The following is a 19,040-nucleotide window of genomic DNA, read 5'->3' on the forward strand; positions in this document are numbered from 1 at the left end:
GTTTATTTGATCTTCACACCTATAGACGGGATACCCGTGCTTATTTGTTCAGCGAGTGGCGAAATCCGGGTGCTGGCACACAGACTCATGACGATCAACAAGAGATGGAAGCCCATGGCTACCACTAATCCGGATTGAAGTGACATGCCGCCCGCCTGACAAACCACAAGGATGGAACCGCCGATCCCGATGATTACCCCGGGGGTGAAAGAATCTGCAAATTGCAGATTTGCCGAGGTTTGCCCCGCGCCTCCTTCCCCTGTCTGGGAAAAAGCAACCACACCGCTTATCGGATGCGCCAATCCAATGCCGATTCCAGCGATAATCTGGCCCACAACTGCAACCGTAACGGTCACAACAGGTACCCAAAATACGATGGCAATCCCTGCGGCAAGCAGCAATACACCCAGAACAATTCTCGTATGACGCCCACGGCCCAGATCTGCCGAATCCCACCGTCCCTGTAGATAGGCAATGACACACCAGCTGAGCGCAGCACTTGCCACAATTAATCCGGCCTGAGAAGGTGTAATTCCTTTAACCTCAATCAAAGCCAGGACCAGGAAATTCTGTGTGCTGGCATAGGCAGCGAAGAACAGCCCGCGTGATGCCAGAATAGCCGGCATGCCTCTTCGGAACGTAAGTGTTCCCTTCGGCAGCAGTTTGCGGAGCGGAAATACCATAAGTACTAGGCCGATAATGACTGGAACAAATCCCATAATGCCCGGAAGCTTGCTTAGACCAACCAGGAAAATCCCTGTACCCAGCGTTAACAGTAAGGCCATCCAAGTCGATGAAGACCCGTTGTCTCCTTTCGTCTTCTGCGTTTTTAATTTCGTAAACGCTGGTAAGCTAAGCAGTGCTGAAATCATCAGGATTGGCAGTATTCCCCAGAAAACAAACCGCCAGGACCACTGATCTGCGATAAGTCCTGCAATATATGGACCGAGCATGGACGGAAGAACATAAGCCGTGCCGAATGCTCCGAGGATTTTGGCACGCAGTTCATCCGGGTAGCTTAAGGATATTGCAGTGTACACGCAAGTCATCATAGCTCCGGCACCCAGACCCTGCAGGACCCGTGATCCAATCATGGTGTACATATCGCCTGATGTCGCGGCGGCGATAAGCCCTAAGATAAACAACAGAAGTGCGAAAGTGAACGGTGCTGCAGGTCCTCTTCGATCTATAATTCGACCGACGACCAGAGTCCCTATAATCTGTGCAAGCAGATACGTACTGAATATCCACCCAAACAGGCTAAGGCCGTTCAAGTCCCCGGCAATCGAAGGGGCAATCGTGGTTACGGACAGGCCTTCGAAGCCGACGGCCATCACGGACAGAATAATCCCGATGGTTAGTGCAAAATAATGCGGACTGAAAATGCTTTGAGGTGTAGACGGCATGAAATGAGACCTCCAGGAAATTTGGTATGTATACATCGTATCCGGATACTTAGTAAACATTATTGTTTATAATGTATAACCTACAGTTCCGCTTTGACTTTGTCAACATTTATGTTTAAAATGTAGTCAGTGATGTGGATTCAGCTGCTTCAAAAGGAGGTGCATTATGAGCCGGAATCAAACCACAAACGATGTCTCCACCAGTACCCGAAGAGCGATCATTAATCTGTTAAAGGAGCAAGGGGGAATGGATGTTGCGGCCCTCTCCTCCCGATTTTCGCTATCTGGAATGGCTATTCGTCAACATTTGAACGGGCTGAAAGAAGAAGGGCTGGTTACCAATATAGAAGAAGCCCGTCCCATGGGCCGACCAGCTAAGCTATGGATATTAACTCCCGCGGCTAATCAGTTTTTTCCAAACGGCTATTCGGATTTATCCGTCAGTCTGATCAATTCCATGAAGGAAGCCTTCGGAATTGAGGGGCTGGACAAGCTGCTGGCTGTCCGGAATAAGAAGATGCAAGAACAATATCTTCAGCATCTGGGCGATTCATCTGACGTTAGAGAGAGGCTGGAGAAACTGGCCGAGATTCGGACAAATGAAGGTTATATGGCCGAGGTTAAGGAGCAGGAGGATGGCAGTCTTTTATTCATTGAGAAGCATTGTCCGATCTGTGAAGCTGCTGCTGCATGCACCGGGTTATGTAAGAATGAGTTGCACTTGTTTAAGACTGTGCTGGGAAATAAGGTTGATATTGAACGGGGAGAGTACATTCTGGCCGGAGGAAGAAACTGCGTGTATAGGATTAGGCAATAATAGGAGCTTCGGCTCTGGGTTTGTATCAAAAAGGGACTGTCCTAAGTCATGAAATGACAGCTTGGGACAGCCCGCTATAGAGACCAGAAATAGCAGTTGGATTTTCTACACTTGCTGATGAGACAATGCCTCCTGTTAAATCAGGAGTTGGAAAAACAGCACTTAAATCATTCCGTTTCACCCAAATTAGTGAAACCACCAATATTAGATGTTGTTTTTCCACTTGCTTCCTTACATCGCTCAGAAATTGACGAATTAAGATACCTTTTTCCACTTGCTTGTTGCAAGACTTTCCGTTTCCAGCAAATGAAGGCGATCCATGAAACGGTATTTACCGCCGTGCTACGGGAAAGCCTTTTTACTTCAACGACTGGTATCCGTGGTTATTGACGAATCGATTTGAAAAACTCGGTCTGCTGGGTAATGCCCTTCTCTGCCGCAAAGCGCTCAATGCTCGATGCGCCGAAGAACCCATCGATGCCCTTCGTTCTCTGAATGACATAAGTGGCATCCTCCGGCTCTGCAATCGGTCCGCCGTGGCAAATAATCATAATATTCCGGTTCACCGCCCGGCCTGCTTCAATAATTGCTTCAATTCGTTCAACACAGTCATCCAGGGTCAGCGCTGTTTTGGCACCGATCGTGCCTTTGGTCGTCAAGCCCATGTGGGCAACCAGAATGTCAGCACCCGCCTCCGCCATGGCTTTGGCCTGTACAGGATCAAAGACATATGGGGTGGTCAATAAATCCAGCTCATGCGCGATACGGATCATTTCAACCTCCAGGTCGTACCCCATACCGGTTTCCTCCAGATTCTGTCTGAACACCCCATCAATCAAGCCTACCGTAGGAAAGTTCTGAACACCGCTGAAGCCCTGCTCCTTCAATTGCTTCAGATATACCTCCATCACCCGGAACGGGTCGGTACCGCATACCCCGGCCAGAACAGGTGTATGCTTGACAACGGGCAGCACCTCAGCGCCCATATCAACAACGATCTGATTGGCATCTCCATAGGACAGCAAGCCCGCGAGTGAACCGCGGCCTGCCATTCTGTAACGGCCGGAATTATATATAATCAGCATATCCGCTCCGCCTGCTTCACTGCTCTTGGCCGTAATCCCTGTACCGGCCCCGACACCGAGGAGAATCTTGCCCAACTCCACCTCTTTCTTGAATTTTGCCATAATTTCTGTTCTGCTTAGCTTGTTCATTCGTATATCCTCCTTATTGTTATTCAGGAATTGATACATGCATGAGTTCGATCAGCTTGAGTGCTGCAGCCTCTGCAAAGGCCGGATCGTTGATGGCGCAATCCATCTCAATGACTTCAACCCTTGTGCGGTCAACATGCTGGCGCAGGGTATCGAATAACATCCGGTCCTCCTCCGGCCCGTAGAAGGGCTGCCCCTCCACATCAATTGCGGAAATGCCCCTAAGCGGCAGTATCAGCACGGTGCTCTCTTCGGCCATGTTCAGCTTCTCTGCCAGCTTCCTTCCGATCTGTTCATTCTCCGCCACTGTCGTTCTCATCAGGGTAACGGTCGGATTATGCTGGTAAAAGGTATGATCCTTGAATTTCTCCGGCACCGTATCTGCCGGTCCAAAATTGCACATATCCAAAGCGCCCACCGAAATGACCTGCGGAATGCGCTTGCGTCCTGCAGCCTCCAACCGGTGCGGCCCCGCATTCAAGACACCGCCGATGATCTCATCCGCCCACTCGGTCGTCGTCAAGTCGAGTACCCCTTCAATGAAACCCGCCTCGATGAGCGCCTCCATTGATTGTCCCCCGATACCTGTGGCGTGGAACACAAGCACCTCGTAGCCCCGTTCCTCCAGGTATTTTCTTGCCGCTGTCACACAGGGCGTTGTTACTCCGAACATCGTGGCTGCCACTAGCGGTTTCTTCTCCGGTGTATGCGTATGCTCAAATTTGAGCATTCCCGCCATCGCAAATAATGCGTTTGTGAATATTGCCGTGGAAATCGAATTCAAGCCTGCGACATCCACCACAGAGGGAATCATGATAATATCGCTTGTGCCTACGTATGGAGCTGTATTTCCGGATGCAACGGTTGATACCAATACCTTCGGAACGCCAATTGGCAGGGCTCTCATAGCCGGAGCGACCAGAGAGGTTCCGCCGGTACCCCCAAAGGATATGATACCGTCGAATTTCCCCTGCTTGTACAACTGGGGGATCAGCTTCTCCAATCCTTGGGATAGCAGCTCTGTAGCCAAAGCCCGGTCCTTCCTTGCTGCAAGCTCCTCTATGTCCTTACCAGCAGCGTACGCGACCTCCCGGTTAGACACATCCGGAACAAAGGCCGGCTCGAACACGCCCGTATGGATCATCAGGGTCCCCAGCCCAAGCTCCTCTGCAATCCTCTTGATGTACAGGTACTCCTCACCTTTCGTATCAAACGTTCCAGCTATTGCGATGGTCTTCATTCTGCTGCCTCCTCATATGGATCATCTAGAACAGTGCTCAATCCCGGTAGCCGAGCGCTATAGAGTAATCATACGGGGCTTGCTTAAGAATGAAAACGCTTTTATGTACTATATTTTTGTGTTTAGGTTAGATCTGTACTGCTTGGGAGAGCAGCCCTTCAGCTTTTTAAACATTTTGCTGAATTGGGCATAATCCGGATACCCTGCCATCGCGGCCACCTCGGATAATTGAAGCTGCGGTGCCTGGAGCAGCGTTGCAGCTTTATTGATGCGGAAGCTCACCAGGTAGCTCTGAAAGCTGCAGCCCACCTCTTTTTTAAACAAGCTGCTTAAATAACTGCGCGATACATGAGCTACCTTGGCCAGATCCGCAAAAATAACTTCATCGCTGTAGTTATGTGCGACATACTCTTTGACAAACTCAACGTAATCATAATGCCTCGTGATGCCGCTGAGCATTTTGACCATGAAATCATCCTCATTCAGCTTGCCCAGTCGCTTGAAATCGCGGGTAATTGCCGTAATCGACTGCTCGGATGGAATCCGTTCGAAGGCAGAGCCGCCAATGTAGCCCATAATGTCTGTGTTATTGCTGTACATGTACTGGACGTCGACGGGTGTCTTCACCGGACCGCCGTAAATCATCTTGATTACACCCGGCTTAAGCTGCCCGCAGGCAGCAAAAATGCGCAGTGCCTTTGCTTTGGCAGCCTCTAAGGAGACAACCTTCCGCGCCCCTAATAATCCGCCTTCGGTCAGGCCGAGATGAGCACAGATTACATCTGCCCCTGCCTCGAGCATCTGGACCGCTTGGGACTCGTCAAATACGAAGGCCACCGTAAACAGCTCCTGCAGGTGGGCCAGTCGTATGGCCTCAACCTCTTTGTCATAGCTGATTCCGTCTTCCTCCAGTGCCTCTCTGAACAATCCGTCAATCAGGCCGACTGTCGGATAATTATTGACTCCCGCAAAGCCTTTTTCCTTGATATCCATTATATAATCGGCTATTTCTCTGGTGGGATCATTCGCATTCAGCCCGAAGAGCACGGGAGTATGCCTCACCAGCGGCACGATTTCCCTTGACCCGAAGTCCATCACCATATCATTGCTGTTGCAGAACGGTAAAAACCCTGCCAGAGAGCTTCTCCCCATCTGGCGGAACTTGCCGGAGTTCAGCATTAATATAAAGTCCGCTCCGCTCTGGGCGGCAACCTTGGCTGTAATCCCCGTACCTGTCGAGACACCAATGACATGATTACCCTCATGCAGTTGTGATTGAAGGCGCTCCAGTATGGCTGTTCTGTTCAAGCTCTATCGCTCCTCATCTCTTCAGATTCCTCAATCTTAACCATCTTATATAAAAGAAAAAGCCACCCTGCTACTGAGAGCGCTTCACTCCTGTGTCTTCTATTATAACAATGTACCGAAGCTGAAAAACCACAACCCGCAAAGTTACTTTTGCGGGTTATGGTTTCTGTTTGGGTCTGTATTTGAAGGGTCTGTATCCGTATCTGCCGTTACTTTTTCCCCTGTGCCTGCTGGGTAGGACCATAATTGGCGGCTCCGGTGAAGTGAACATCGTCCGCCGACGGATAGTATTTCGGGATCTGTAAATCCCGCTGGTACAGTCTTAAGTGCTCTCCGCGCGGAACAATATCGACGACATCACAGCCTCTCCAGGATACCGAATATTGTTCGCCGCGCACCGTTTCTTTCAGCACCGCCGTCTCCACTGGATGCTCCAGCTCCACTATATCCCCTGCCTTAACATTGCGGAATACCACCAGATTGCCCTCTCTTGAGGGTGCACAGGCTATTCCATTAATCCTCCCTTCGAGGTCCTGCCCCATCCAGTCGTACACCCGTACTGCAACATCATATGTCTGCTTGAGCTTGATGGAAATATAGCCTGTATCGGGGTAATTCATGCTCACCTTGGCTTCCTCTGTTTCTTTATCGACAGGGATATTAACGAGAACCATTCCACCGCGGTATTCCACCGCCCGGTTCCATATGATCTCCAGGGCCACCGGAGCCATGCCGACGCAGCAGCCCGCAATGGAGCGGAACTTGGACAATGAGATGGAGTTGACGAGGGAGCCGCCGGTGAAGCCGCCAATCATTCTCTTGTCAATCTCCCTGTAGGTGACCCCCTGCCCATCAGGTAAGGTATTGTCTGTCACTACATAAGATGCCACCTTGAGCTGATTCTCCACCAGCTGGTTCCGTGCAAACAGGGTCATATCGTTCCAATATTCCTCGTACCCGGCCAGAATTAACTCATTCGCGCATTCGATCATATCCTTAATGCAGCAGGTTTCACAGTGCTCCTCATGCTGCGGATGCCACTGGGCATATTCCGGTACCCAGCCGAAGGAGGAGGACAAGGAACGGATATAATCATAGATCCCTTTACCCGCGGTAATATACCGCCCGGCGCCTGTGATGCGTCCAAGACGGACGAGTCCGGAGGCAACCCAGCCTGCCGAATGGATATGGCCGAAAAACTCCATTTTGTAATTAAAATAACGCGAGGGTCCCAGGAGGTGGTTGGCAATGCCAACAGCCAGATCAAGCGCCACCCCGTCTCCGGTGATCTCATATCTGCGCACCAGGGAGTGAAGCACAATCGCATTGCGAATTCCCTGCTCCCCCCGTCCGGTGTGCCTGGACAGATCGAATCCGCCGTCTTTCAAATATACGTCATTGGGGAATTCATACACCGGCTCCTTTTCCTCATAATCACCTGACCAGAAGGTTCTGACCTTCCTTTCGATGACAAGGGAGCGTAGCCCTCTTACAAGCTCGGAAGCCCTCTTTTCCGGTTCCGGGTCCAAAGGGTTATTCTCCACCATCCTGTTCAGTGCCGGAAGAATATAGCCCATTTCGTGAAAGGAGCTGTGATTCGTATGCGTCCAGGAGTATGGCTCATGAAAGCGCAGCCCGTGCTCTCCCCAAGACTTCATAAGATGGCGGTAAAAGGATAACTGAACCTCAGCTCCCTCTTCGGTCTTCAGCATTTTCCGGACGGCGTCAATGGCTTCGTACCAGGAGCCAACCAGCTCCGCGTCGTCTACCCGGCAATGAGCAGCTTCCGCAGGCTTCTTATGAGGGAGCACAAGCCAATACGGAAGGTTATCCGCCTTCTCATCCACCATGGATGTCAGATACCCCAGAACAAGCTGCGCATTTCGTAAAGGCTCAAATTTCTCATACGTCGGAGTTGACATAACTATCCCTCCAGGGCTCCCGCTGCTTCAGCAGGTGTATCATATGTTTCCGGCTGGGCAGTATCGGCATCAGTATTAATATTAATCATGCTAACCTTAAAATCGTCGAAGTCAATGGAGGCATTAGCGTAGCCGTCGATGCCGAACAGCTGGCCGGTCAGCTTGCTGCCGCCGGTATGGCGGAAGCTGAAGTCCATGGCCACCGGAACCGGAGCATCGTTAATATAGACGGTATAAGTCTTGGCGTCCCAGTTAGCGACAATTTTGATTTTGTACCATGTGCTCAGACTGAAGTCTTTAACCTTAACCTTATTGGAGGCTCCATTCTGCACGATGATTTTACCCGTATCAAACGCCGTGACCATGGAATAATTGCCGGTTCCGCTGTCGTTCCTCACCATGGCGCCATTGGCGTACGGGAAGCTACTGTTCAATCTGACGCGATATTCGATGACGATACGTTCATCCGCCTCAGCTTTGACCTCACCTGTATACGGCAGGAACAGGTTGGCCTTACCCGCTGTAGCTGCAGTTGTCAGTCGCAGGAATTTATTCCCATCCTCCTCCTGCACAGTGGCGGCAGCACCGCCAGTGAGAGCTTCGCTGACAATACCGTAAGGGTATTTGCCTTCCGTGTCGCCGGAGAAATCCCGGTAAGCGTTATAGAACACGCCACCCTGCGTGGTATTAAGCGAACCTAACAGGGCGGCTTCTGCTTCAGCAAGTTTATTAAGCTCCCCGTCAAACTGCTCTTTGGTCAAATTCGCGTTCCCGGCCAGGTCCTCCGCGTGATCCACTTCGGCCACGAAGGCGTTATATTTGGATTGACTATAGTTACCTAGCCCGTCTCCCAGAGGATAGGAGAAATTGACCAGCTTGCCGCGGAGCTGGTTCACAATCTCATCCAGACCATAACCCGGAACAACTTCTACGGAAACGGTGGAGAAGAACTCACGTCCGGCAAGCTTCAGGGTAACAGGCACCTGAACTGTGCCAATCGAACTGAAATTAAGTCCTGCCAGGTCCCAGCTGACGACAGCGGCCTGCTTCGGCTTATTTTTGTAGACGACATCCACAATGCCGGGCAGTTTGGGAGGGATTCCGGAAGGAGTCTTCACTACAGAAGCTACTTGAATCGCATCCGATGCTGCAATTACCTTCAAGCGGAAGGTGACCTGCTTGCCGCTATATGCGGCTGTAATGAAGGCTGTGCCCGGTTTAACCGCGTATACTGAACGGGTGACTGGATCAGAATCTATCCGGGCCACTCCGGGATCGCTGCTGGTATACTGGGCACTGCCTGTCACCTTCTGAACTTCATAATTGTTATAATGTGCTGTTAGCTGAAGGGGCAAGCTGGTCTGCCCGCTGGTCAGGATAGGGGACAACCCCTTCATTACAACAGACTGCACCGATTTAGGCTCCGCAGTTACGGTAATCGCGGCCGTAGTTGTTTTCCCGTTGTAGACAGCGGTGATAGTGGCACTGCCTGCCTTTAGAGCCTCAATCTGATTCCCTGTAATAACGGCCACCTTCGTATCAGAAGAACTGAAGACCGCTCCTGTATTAACAGTGGAATAAGTAGTGCCTGTTACCGAATACAGGGGCAAACTGCGGGTTTCCCCCAAGCCCAGCGTGAACCCTGGAGCTTCAAATAGAAGCTCTGACGTATTCAGCCGGAACACATCCATACTGTCGATTTCGGCAACATTTTTCCCCTTGTAGAAGCTGATGGTGTTGCTGCCTTGTTCAAGATAGACCTTCGCCGTGGAAGCCCCCCAGCGGTTCAAGCCCGAATAGACAATGTTCAGATTGGCACCGGAGCCGCCGTTGACCGACAAGATATGGGAGGCCTCTCCCGCATCCGGTGAGCCATTGGCATTACGTACAGACAGCATATAAAAGCCCGCCTCCGGCACGTTAACTGTAAACCGGGCATAATCATTGGTGTTGCTGATGCTCGCGACCTTCATCCCGCCGGATGCGGAGGCTTCCCGACGGACTGCCGGGGAAGATTCACCAGCCGGATCTTGCACCAATAGAGCTGCTTCCGCTTCATAACGCGTCCGCACCGGCTCACCCGAAGGCACTGCAAGCGGACTGTTTGGATTGGCGGGTTCTCCCAGGTTCGGCGTATGGTCTGCATTCCAGGTGAACTTCTGCGCACGGACATTGCGGGTCCAGCCTGAGCCCGGCCAGCGGGCGGTATGGTAGATAATCCAGTCCTCTGTACCGTCTGGAGAGGTGACGATACTGTGGTGGCCCGGGCCGTACACGCCATTCGCACTGGAGAAGACCGGCTGATCGCGCTTAATCCAGGAGCCCGGATTCAGCGGATCATCACTGAGCTTGGCGGTAATCAGCCCGAGGCAGTAGCTGTCTGTCCAGCTTCCGTTGGCAGAATAGATCAGATTAATGGTGTCGCCCTTTATAGTGATCTGCGGGCCTTCATTGATTCTGCCCGGGGACGTCTCCCAATCATATTCAGGCGTAGATATCAGTACCCGCTGCGAGCTTATGGTTCGCGGATCGCTCATCCGGGCGATGTATAGATTCTGGAAGCTTCCGTCCGTATCTTCCCAGCCGGACCAGATGAAATAGTGTTGCTCACCCACCGTCAGCACCGTTCCGTCGATCGCCCAGCGGTCGGTGGGATCGGTGATTTTACCTTTGAACTCCCAGGTTCCGCTTAGCGGATCTGCACTGGCGTTCTCCAGCACGTACATACGGTGGTTGGCGTTGGTTCCGTTGTCGGCCGCGAAGTAGATGTACCATTTGTACACTCCGTCCGTATCTTTGAGATAGTGCATTTCCGGCGCCCACACATTGGAGCTATACTGGGTCCCCTTAACCGGTGTCCAGGCCAGGCTCCGCTCACCCGCTTCAATGCCGGTGATGGTCTTCGACCTGCGGATCATGATCCCGCTGGCATTGACGAATACATTGTAATAATAGCCGTCGGTGTGCTGGTATACCCAGGGATCGGCTCCCGTCTGCATAATAACATTGTAGAAATTGGACACATTATTCCCTCCTTGTACAGCGGCCGGCCCCGGTGAAGCTGACGTTGACTCTTCCGCAGCAGCCACCCCGCCCCATTGTGGCAGCATCAGCAGCAGTGCGAGACACAGCAGCAGCACTCTGGATTTTTTGCCAGGCATGTGCAGCCCTCCTTTGACAGATAAAAACGCTTTCATTTTTTCATCTCCCTCTTGTTTAGATTTTTCAGGTTAGCGTCCTCATTCTACCTTCTGGAGAACTTTTAAAAAATGTACTATCTTAAATGGTTTTTGTAACCGTTTTAGAAAAAGTGCTTTACCTGTGGCAGGAAACCATAAAATCAACCGGAGGGTGAATCTGAGGTTATATAAGAGGCACTTAAGTATTGAACTTGAAGCTTCGTCGTCACTGCGGTGAACATTTGGACTTCCGCCGCTGTTGTCACCAGATTTCTTGATTAATACGGCTCTTCGCGGTGGAAATCCGGTGACTGCTGCTGCTTCCGATGCTAGCTTTCCTGCGGAAAGCTTTCAGGCGGTCGCTACCGCTCCTACAGTTCCAAATTTCCCCTCCGTTTCTTTTGCTTTTTATTAATTTCTTTAGGGCCTCTTATATGGAATAAATGATTAGTTGGATAAACGTATCTTAATTTGAATGCTTTGCAGCGTCTGAGAGAATTAGTTGGAAAAACGTCATTTAATTTCATGGATTTCCTCTACTCTGCTCGATTTGCCGCCTATTAAGTGCTATTTTTCCAACTGTTCCCTGTGAAGGACACCTCTGTTCATGAGCAAGTGTAGTTAATCCAACTGCTATTTCCGGCGACAGGCGCTACCACATCCTTGTCCATACTTTTGCCAGCTTCTGAAGCTATGCAATCCAAAAAGACACCTCCCGATTATAGGAAGTGTCCTGGTTGCACATTCGATTAGCCTATCTGGCCTTCCCGGCAACGATCTGTCTGATGAGCTCCAGTAGAACCTTGGGAATCCAGCCGGATCTTACGAATTACGGACGGGATTATTCTGTCCGCAGGATCGGCGTCGTCATAGCTCACATTCCCTCAGATTGTCTAAACTCTTCAATCGTATCGCGGTCGTACGCCAGCTGCGGAATCTTCACGGTCACTGTCGTTCCATGCCCGAACCGGCTTTCTATGGTGATCCCGTAACCTTCTCCGAACAGCAGCCGGAGCCTGTTATGGATATTGGTGATCCCAATACCTTGTACCGGTTGTCCGTCTGATGCCCGCGCCGGGTACTCCATACCCAGCTTGGCCTTGAGGGCGGCTAGTACTTCCGGTTCCATTCCTTTCCCTGTATCTGTAATACAGAAGCACACATCTCCATGCTCATCCATCCTTCCGGTAACCAGAAGCCGGCCGCCTTCGTCCATCCGCTCCAGCCCGTGGTAGACAGAATTCTCCACAATAGGCTGGAGGATCATCTTGGGCGTCTTCATAGATAGCAGCCTCTCCTCCACATCAAGCTCCATGGAGAATTTATTCTCGTAGCGGATTAAGATAATCTTCATATAGGCCTGAATACAGTCCACTTCTTCCCGGATCTGTACAAGATTATCCTTCTTGATGCTATACCGGAAAATCTTGGACATACAGTAGGTAATTTGCGCAATCTCCCTGCTTCCGTATTCCAATCCGATGCTGCTGATACAATTAAGCGTATTATAGAGGAAGTGAGGATTAATCTGGCTCTGCAGGGCAGAGAATTCCGCCTGCTTCTGGCTCAGCTCGGATTCATAGAGTCTGGCCTGGGTACCAAACATGTCTCTGGCCATTTCCTCCATTTCATCCATCATCCGGTTAATGTCGCGGGCCAGCAAGCCCACCTCATTGGTGAACCGGACTTTAATGCGGAAGCCCATGTCCCGCCGCCCGACCCTCTTCATATCCATAACAAGTCCCATTAACGGACGCATCAGATTGTTCATGAAGAAGCTGCCGGTTAAGAGCATGGTTAGAATAATGCCAATGCCGACGATAATACTGACCTTCCGCATCGGGGCCATGTCCGCAGTCAGTTCACGCACCGGAATCATACTAACAACCCGCCATCCGTCAGCCTCCTCCAGACCCTTGACCTGAACGAGAATCTCCTCCCCGTCGATGGTTTCTTTTACACCATTAAGCAGGATATCCTTATCCATAGACAGCACATCCCTGAACAAGGTACCGCGGGCATTAGAATTCGTGGAGGCGATTACTTCGTCCCGGTTATTCAGTATGTACAAGGTGGAATTGGCTGTTAATTCTGTATTTTCCACCAGCCCCTGCAGCTTGTCCATATTGACCATCACGGTGCAGTAACCTGTAATCTGGGAGAAATAGACTCCCCCAATATTCTCCACAATCGGCGCGATATAGAAGAACTGTTCCGTACCTGTCCGTTCGTCTTTCAGAATCGTGGTGAACATCCCCTGCTCCCGCAGCATAGGGTCATCCTTATATTTCTGAATAAAAGTATCATAGGGGTTGATGAAAAAAATATCGCCGCTTGCCGAGTCCAGACTGTGCAGCCGCCTTCCCTTGATGTCGTTAATGATGATGCCGTTCACATAGGAATTGAAGGATCTCATGTATTCCATAAGATCCAGTGCATACGGACCGCTGTCGAACGCTCTTTTGTAGTCATCAACCTCCACGGAGAATTCCTGAATTAGCTTGCTGTTGACTGCAATTCCGGTGCTGACCCGGATATCATTGAACACCGTATCAATCTTGTGGCGGGTCTGTTCAATCATCTGGTTGCCGTAAGTGGCAGCCCGCTTCTGGGTTAAATTAGAGAAGCTATGGAAGAAATAGATCTCCATGACGGTAAATATAACGATCGAGAAAAAAAAGATAAGCCATATCTGATGTTTTAATTTCACTTTACTGGTCTTCATGGCTTACCGCTCCGATCCGATTAGCTTTTTCTGAATTTGGTGGGCGTCATCCCGCAATGCTTTTTGAACACTTTATTGAAATAATAATAATCCACATACCCCGACTTAACGGCAATTTGCTCAATGGACAGGTCCGTATGCTTCAGCAGCTCCCGGGCTTTCCTGATCCTCAGCTCTGCCACATATTCGGAGAAGGTTCTGCCCAGATTGTTCTTGAACAACTGGCAGCAATACACCTGATTAATGAAGAACTGGACAGACAAATCCTTCAGGTACAGCTTCTGCTCAAAGTTCCGGTCGATATAGGCGACCATCCGGTTGAAGCAGGATAGGATATCCCCTTCCTGCAAGGAACGGCTGCTGCCTTGCCGGATGACCGTAAGGACGTCATGCAAGAAGCTGCACAGAGACGCAAAGTCTTCGAACCGTTCCTTGATCTCGGAATAATTGAGGAATTCCAGCTCCATGTCCCTCAGTTCCTCAGCATATGTGTTTATAAGCATCCCGACAGCCTGATTCCATAAGTAGACCACCTCACCCATGCCCAGAAGATGGTTCCTGAAGTATTTCTGCAGTCCTGTAATGTACACATCCATATCGTCAAGCGAATTCCCGTGAATGATCGTATAGAGTCCATCAATACAAGGTTTCATGAGATGAAGCTTCGGCTCATAGTGAACGGCTGCTGAAGTCTGCTCCAGAAAAATATGCGAGGCGGACAGGTCAGCTTCTTTGATCAGTTTGCTCACCTGCTGAAGCTGGCTGCTGCTGCTGCTGATGCCCACACTTTGGATTCCAGTCTCTGTCAGCACCCCTTCATCCGGGGTCCACTCCAAGCTGCTCAGATGCTCAGCCATCCGCACGACCAGCAGCTTCCGGGACCCGGCTTCAACCTCCACGGCAGTTATGTTCCTGCCCTCCGGAGACAACAGCTTCCTGATACCCTTAATATCACTCCGCAAATAGACCGCAAACACTTGGTAATAGCATACAGCCATGCTGGCCGGAAGCGGCAGGAATCGCCTGATCTCGGTCTCATCCCCCGAGGTCAGCGCATCCAGAAGAAGGTGATTGCGCGTTGCGCTTCTCCGGGAGAAGTGAGCGGCCAGCGTCGCAATGAATGTATCCGCCATATCGACATCCAGAGGCTTCAGGAAATAATCGAGCGCCCCGTGGCGTATCGCTTCCTGGGCGTATTCAAATTCCCCATATCCGCTTACGATGACAAACTCGGTGTTCAGCCCTTGAGCTTTGGCCCGCTTCATCAGTTCCAGCCCGGAGATATCCGGCATCCGGATATCCGTAAACACCAAATCCGGCTGCTGTGTGCGTATGGCCTCCCACGCTTTGTAAGCGCTTGTATATTGACCTGTAATTTCAAAGCCATACTTCTCCCAGTCGAAGGCGTTCTGTATTCCTCTTATCGCCCACGACTCATCATCTACAATCATGACCTTGTACATGGGTAGCCTCCTGAACCTATGGATTCCTCTGAATAATAGTGAAATTGTCCGGGAATAGCAACCGAAATTCGGATAAACCATGATGATGAACTCTCAATGGCTTATCCGAATATGATGAGATTATTTTTTGGCGGCTTGGCTCTCTCTGTAATTCTTCACATTCTCCTCTTGAACAGCTTTACCGCCGGCGTCCATATATTCTTTCACCAGCTTCTCGTACAGGGCGTCGAACTCTGCCGGCTTGGCAACGATCAGCCTGTCAATCATTTGCTTGTTCATGTCGCCCAGCGTTTTGCCGTACTTGATATTGGCTTCGTTCGGTATGCCATAGTTGTAGCTGCTATAGCCGTCCGTTGTATTGATTGCATAGGAGTCAATCGCCAGCTTCTCATAACTCTTGTCCCCGGCTGCCAGCGCTGCCGCATAGGTTCTGACATTCTTTTCGGTATCGCCCAGCTCAGCGCCGTTTACAATCATCGTATAATCCATATTCAAATTGCTCATTTGCATTTTCTCGCCGGTCTGTGCAATCCCGTGAGGGATGCCGTCTACCATCTTGTGGTTAACGCCTTCATCACCGAACTGCAGGAAGAACATCACTTCCGGATCAGCCATCCAGTTCAGATATTTAATCGCCAGCTCCGCGTTCTTGCTGCTCTTGGGAATGAAGGAGAATATACCATTCTCATTATATACCTCTTTGAGGTATTTGCCTTCGTCATTCTTGAAGGTATCAATCGGAACATAGTTGGCCTCCGGCGAATTTTGCTTCAGCGGAACACGGATTTTTTGTGTCATCGGATAATCCCAGTTGGCGGCATAGAAGCCTACCTTGCCGTTGGTTACATCAGCATCCGCCTGCTTGGTTGTTTTGTCCAGGGCAAAATCGGGGCTGATCAGCTTCTCATTGTACAGCTTGTTCAGCCATTGGTAAGCCTCCTTGTTACCGGGCTTCAGCCAGTTCGACGTGGTGATGAATTCCTCCTCCGGCATGGACTTCCAGAACGATTGCACCAGGTTGCCGAAGGTGTAGTTCATCCCGGCAGCCGCTGTAGCCCAAGGAATGACGCCGTCAACATTACCGGGGTTTTCGTCACGGAAGGCTACCAGCGTCTCATACAATTCGTCCCGGTTCGTCGGAACCGGCAGGCCCAGCTTATCCAGCCAATCCTTGCGGATGAACATTCCGTTCCAGGCCAGCAGAGTCCGCTTGCCCGGGATGGAGACCTGTTTGCCGTCATATTTGCCGTAGGAGAGCACCTTCTCACCCAGGTACGACTTCAATTGCTGGCCGTGCTGTTCCAGCAATTCGTCCAGCGTATAGAGTCCCTTACTTTTGGCGAAGCGGGTGACCAGGGTCCCGTCGTAGGTGAAGGAAATATCAGGAGCCTGGTTCGCGGCCATTAACACATTCAGCTTGTCGACTTCCTGGGAGCGGGGGACAGGAACAAATTCTACAATGGCGTTATTGGGCTTGCCGAATTTCTCATTAACGTATTGGGTCCATTTGTTGTTGTTCAAATCCGGCTGTCCCTGAACCCCGCGGTCGAACACTTCTACCGTCAAGGTTACCGGAGCACCGGAAGGGGCGCCAGATGCAGTCGTTGATGCCTCTGACGATGATGTCTCCCCGCTCTTGTTGCCATTGCCTCCACAGCCTGCCGCAACACTGGCCAGAAGAGCTGTACTACACAGAACTGCTGCTATTTTCTTCATGTCCGTCTTCACTATAAACCACCCTTTCATGCCCCTGTTTATTGAAATCGTTCATGCTGTAAACCCTTAGCTTTACATTTATCATTCAACTGTCCTGGAATCCCCTCCTTTGATCTAATATGTTGTTCTATCAGCCCTTGATCGCCCCTGTCATCACACCGTCTACGAAATACTTCTGCAGTTTGGGATAGATCAGTAGAATCGGGATCGTTGTAAACATGACACTGGCTGCTTTCAGGGATTCAGGCACAATGAAGGAGCCTATACTTCCTTCTCCCCCCTGCTGGCTATCCAGCTGCTGATTGGCCGAAATGATCTGGTACAGCTTGAGCTGCATAGGGTACAGCTCCTTCTTCGTAATATAGAACAAGGCATCCTGGAAGCCATTCCACCGGTCCACAGCATAGAAAAGGCTTAATGTGGCAATGGAAGGCAGCGAGAGCGGAAGCACAATCCGGATGAGAATGCCCAGATCCGAACACCCGTCTATTGACGCTGATTCCTCCAGACTCTCAGGAAGCGAGGTGAAGAACGTTTTCAGTATGATCAGGTTGAAGACACTCATGGCGCCCGGCAGAATCAGACTCCATACCGTGTTCATCATACCGAGGTTTTTAACCAGAATATAGGAAGGAATCAGTCCGCCGCTGAAATACATCGTGAAGACGAGGGCTGACAGAATGAAATTTCTTCCCCACAGCCGCTTCTTCGTTAACGGATACGCCGCGCAAATGGTCAGGAACATGCACACGACGGTGAAGAAAATGGTAAGCACAATACTATATCCCAGCGTGTACAGCATATCCATATCGCTCAGAATGGTTTTGTACGTTTCAATGGTGAAATCTACCGGCCACAAGCCTACCTTCTGAGCTACAATCGCTTCGTTAGAGCTTAGCGAAAGCGCAATCATATATAAGAACGGAACAATACATGTGAAGGACAAGGCCACAATGAATACTATAATCGCAACATCGGCTACACTCATTTTTTTCCCTAGACGCACGTTCTTCATCAGCTTCACCATATTCCATCCTCACCTAATTTCTTCGCGATATAGTTGGCGCCTATGAGCAGGGTCAGACCGACCACGGATTGGAACAAGCCTACCGCTGTTGCCTGGGAGAAGTCTCCCGAGCTGATGCCCACTCTATACACGAAGGTACTGATTACATCGGAATATTCACTGACCAGTGAATTCCCCATTACGAAGGGGCGGTCGAACCCGATGGACACCATACGGCCAATCTGAAGGATCAGCAGAATATTGATGGTCGGCTTAATGCCGGGCAGGGTAATATGCCACATTTTGCGAAGCCTGCTGCACCCGTCCATATCGGACGCCTCATACAATTCCTTATTGATTCCGGTGATCGCCGCCAGATAAATGATCGTCCCCCAGCCGATATTCTGCCAGACGCCAACGAAGATGTAGGTGATCAGCCAGGGGATTTTCTGCGACAGGAACTCAATCTTCTCTAGCCCGAGGGCAGCGATGAAATGATTGACCATCCCGCTGTTCGAGAACATCAGGTATACAATCCCCCCAATGATCACCCAGGACATAAAGTGCGGCAGATACAGGACCGTCTGGGTTAATTTCTTGAATCTGGCCTGCCTTACTTCATTCAGAAGAATGGCCAGCAGAATCGGTGCCGGGAATCCCGCGATCAAATCCAGAACATTCAGCACCAGCGTATTCTTCAGTGCACGATAGAAGCTGTCCTGCTGGAAAATAAACCGGAACACATCGAGTCCAACCCAGTCGCTCCCCCTTATTCCTGCGAAGATGTTGTAATCCTGGAATGCCATAATCAAGCCATAGATGGGAGCATATTTAAAAATGGCAATGTACGACAGAGGCACCAGCAAAAGGGCATAGAGGATGGCATCTCTTTTTATTCTGAACCAAAAAGTATTTCTCTTGTTTATTCCGACATGATTTCGCTGTTTGTATAAAACCGCTTTCATTTCTCTCATCCCTCCGGCTGTATTAAGGAGCTCTCATGTCCTTCATTATAGCTTCCGGGGCCAATAAGAAAATGTACTC

Annotated in this window: 13 protein-coding genes; 1 reads left to right on the forward strand and 12 read right to left on the reverse strand. The window is 50.4% G+C overall.

Annotated elements, in window-relative coordinates:
* Positions 1–2: 2 nt before the first annotated feature.
* The gene (locus tag NSQ73_RS14920; RefSeq protein ID WP_340987047.1) at positions 3–1,406 is read right to left on the reverse strand and encodes an MFS transporter; all 1,404 of its coding nucleotides are present in this window, start codon (positions 1,404–1,406) and stop codon (positions 3–5) included.
* Between the two features lie 166 nt (positions 1,407–1,572).
* Here NSQ73_RS14920 and NSQ73_RS14925 point away from each other — a divergent pair, with 166 nt between their 5' ends.
* Complete coding sequence (locus NSQ73_RS14925; RefSeq protein WP_340987048.1) at positions 1,573–2,223, forward strand: helix-turn-helix transcriptional regulator; 651 nt, start codon at positions 1,573–1,575, stop codon at positions 2,221–2,223.
* A 46-nt stretch (positions 2,224–2,269) separates the two neighbouring features.
* Here the strand turns inward: NSQ73_RS14925 and NSQ73_RS14930 are convergent, their stop codons facing one another.
* The 11 genes from NSQ73_RS14930 to NSQ73_RS14980 form a co-directional block, all read right to left on the reverse strand.
* The gene (locus NSQ73_RS14930; protein ID WP_340987049.1) at positions 2,270–2,446 is read right to left on the reverse strand and encodes a hypothetical protein; all 177 of its coding nucleotides are present in this window, start codon (positions 2,444–2,446) and stop codon (positions 2,270–2,272) included.
* Between the two features lie 160 nt (positions 2,447–2,606).
* A complete protein-coding gene (locus NSQ73_RS14935) occupies positions 2,607–3,410 on the reverse strand; it encodes a phosphoenolpyruvate hydrolase family protein (protein WP_445669670.1) in 804 nt (267 codons plus the stop codon).
* 46 nt (positions 3,411–3,456) lie between these two features.
* Positions 3,457–4,677: a Tm-1-like ATP-binding domain-containing protein gene (locus tag NSQ73_RS14940; RefSeq protein WP_340987052.1), complete on the reverse strand. Its 1,221-nt coding sequence runs from the start codon at positions 4,675–4,677 to the stop codon at positions 3,457–3,459.
* Positions 4,678–4,785: 108 nt separating this feature from the next.
* Complete coding sequence (locus tag NSQ73_RS14945) at positions 4,786–5,985, reverse strand: phosphoenolpyruvate hydrolase family protein (protein ID WP_340987053.1); 1,200 nt, start codon at positions 5,983–5,985, stop codon at positions 4,786–4,788.
* A gap of 209 nt (positions 5,986–6,194) precedes the next feature.
* A complete protein-coding gene (locus NSQ73_RS14950) occupies positions 6,195–7,907 on the reverse strand; it encodes a hypothetical protein (RefSeq protein ID WP_340987054.1) in 1,713 nt (570 codons plus the stop codon).
* 2 nt (positions 7,908–7,909) lie between these two features.
* On the reverse strand, positions 7,910–11,068 hold the full coding sequence (locus NSQ73_RS14955) for a family 43 glycosylhydrolase (protein ID WP_340987056.1): 3,159 nt from the start codon (positions 11,066–11,068) through the stop codon (positions 7,910–7,912).
* An 892-nt stretch (positions 11,069–11,960) separates the two neighbouring features.
* Positions 11,961–13,811 carry a sensor histidine kinase gene (locus NSQ73_RS14960; RefSeq protein ID WP_340987058.1) on the reverse strand — a complete coding sequence of 617 codons (1,851 nt, stop codon included), beginning with the start codon at positions 13,809–13,811 and terminating at the stop codon, positions 11,961–11,963.
* Positions 13,812–13,831: 20 nt separating this feature from the next.
* Complete coding sequence (locus tag NSQ73_RS14965) at positions 13,832–15,274, reverse strand: response regulator (protein WP_340987059.1); 1,443 nt, start codon at positions 15,272–15,274, stop codon at positions 13,832–13,834.
* A 120-nt stretch (positions 15,275–15,394) separates the two neighbouring features.
* A complete protein-coding gene (locus NSQ73_RS14970; protein WP_340987060.1) occupies positions 15,395–17,002 on the reverse strand; it encodes an extracellular solute-binding protein in 1,608 nt (535 codons plus the stop codon).
* A 118-nt stretch (positions 17,003–17,120) separates the two neighbouring features.
* Positions 17,121–18,017, reverse strand: a complete 897-nt coding sequence (locus tag NSQ73_RS14975) for a carbohydrate ABC transporter permease (protein WP_340987061.1) — start codon at positions 18,015–18,017, stop codon at positions 17,121–17,123.
* On the reverse strand, positions 18,011–18,961 hold the full coding sequence (locus tag NSQ73_RS14980) for an ABC transporter permease (protein ID WP_340987062.1): 951 nt from the start codon (positions 18,959–18,961) through the stop codon (positions 18,011–18,013). Before NSQ73_RS14980 ends, NSQ73_RS14975 begins: the two co-directional genes overlap by 7 nt.
* Positions 18,962–19,040 lie beyond the last annotated feature (79 nt).

The organism is Paenibacillus sp. FSL R10-2736 (assembly GCF_038000245.1).
GTDB classification, from domain to species: domain Bacteria; phylum Bacillota; class Bacilli; order Paenibacillales; family Paenibacillaceae; genus Paenibacillus_AQ; species Paenibacillus_AQ phytohabitans.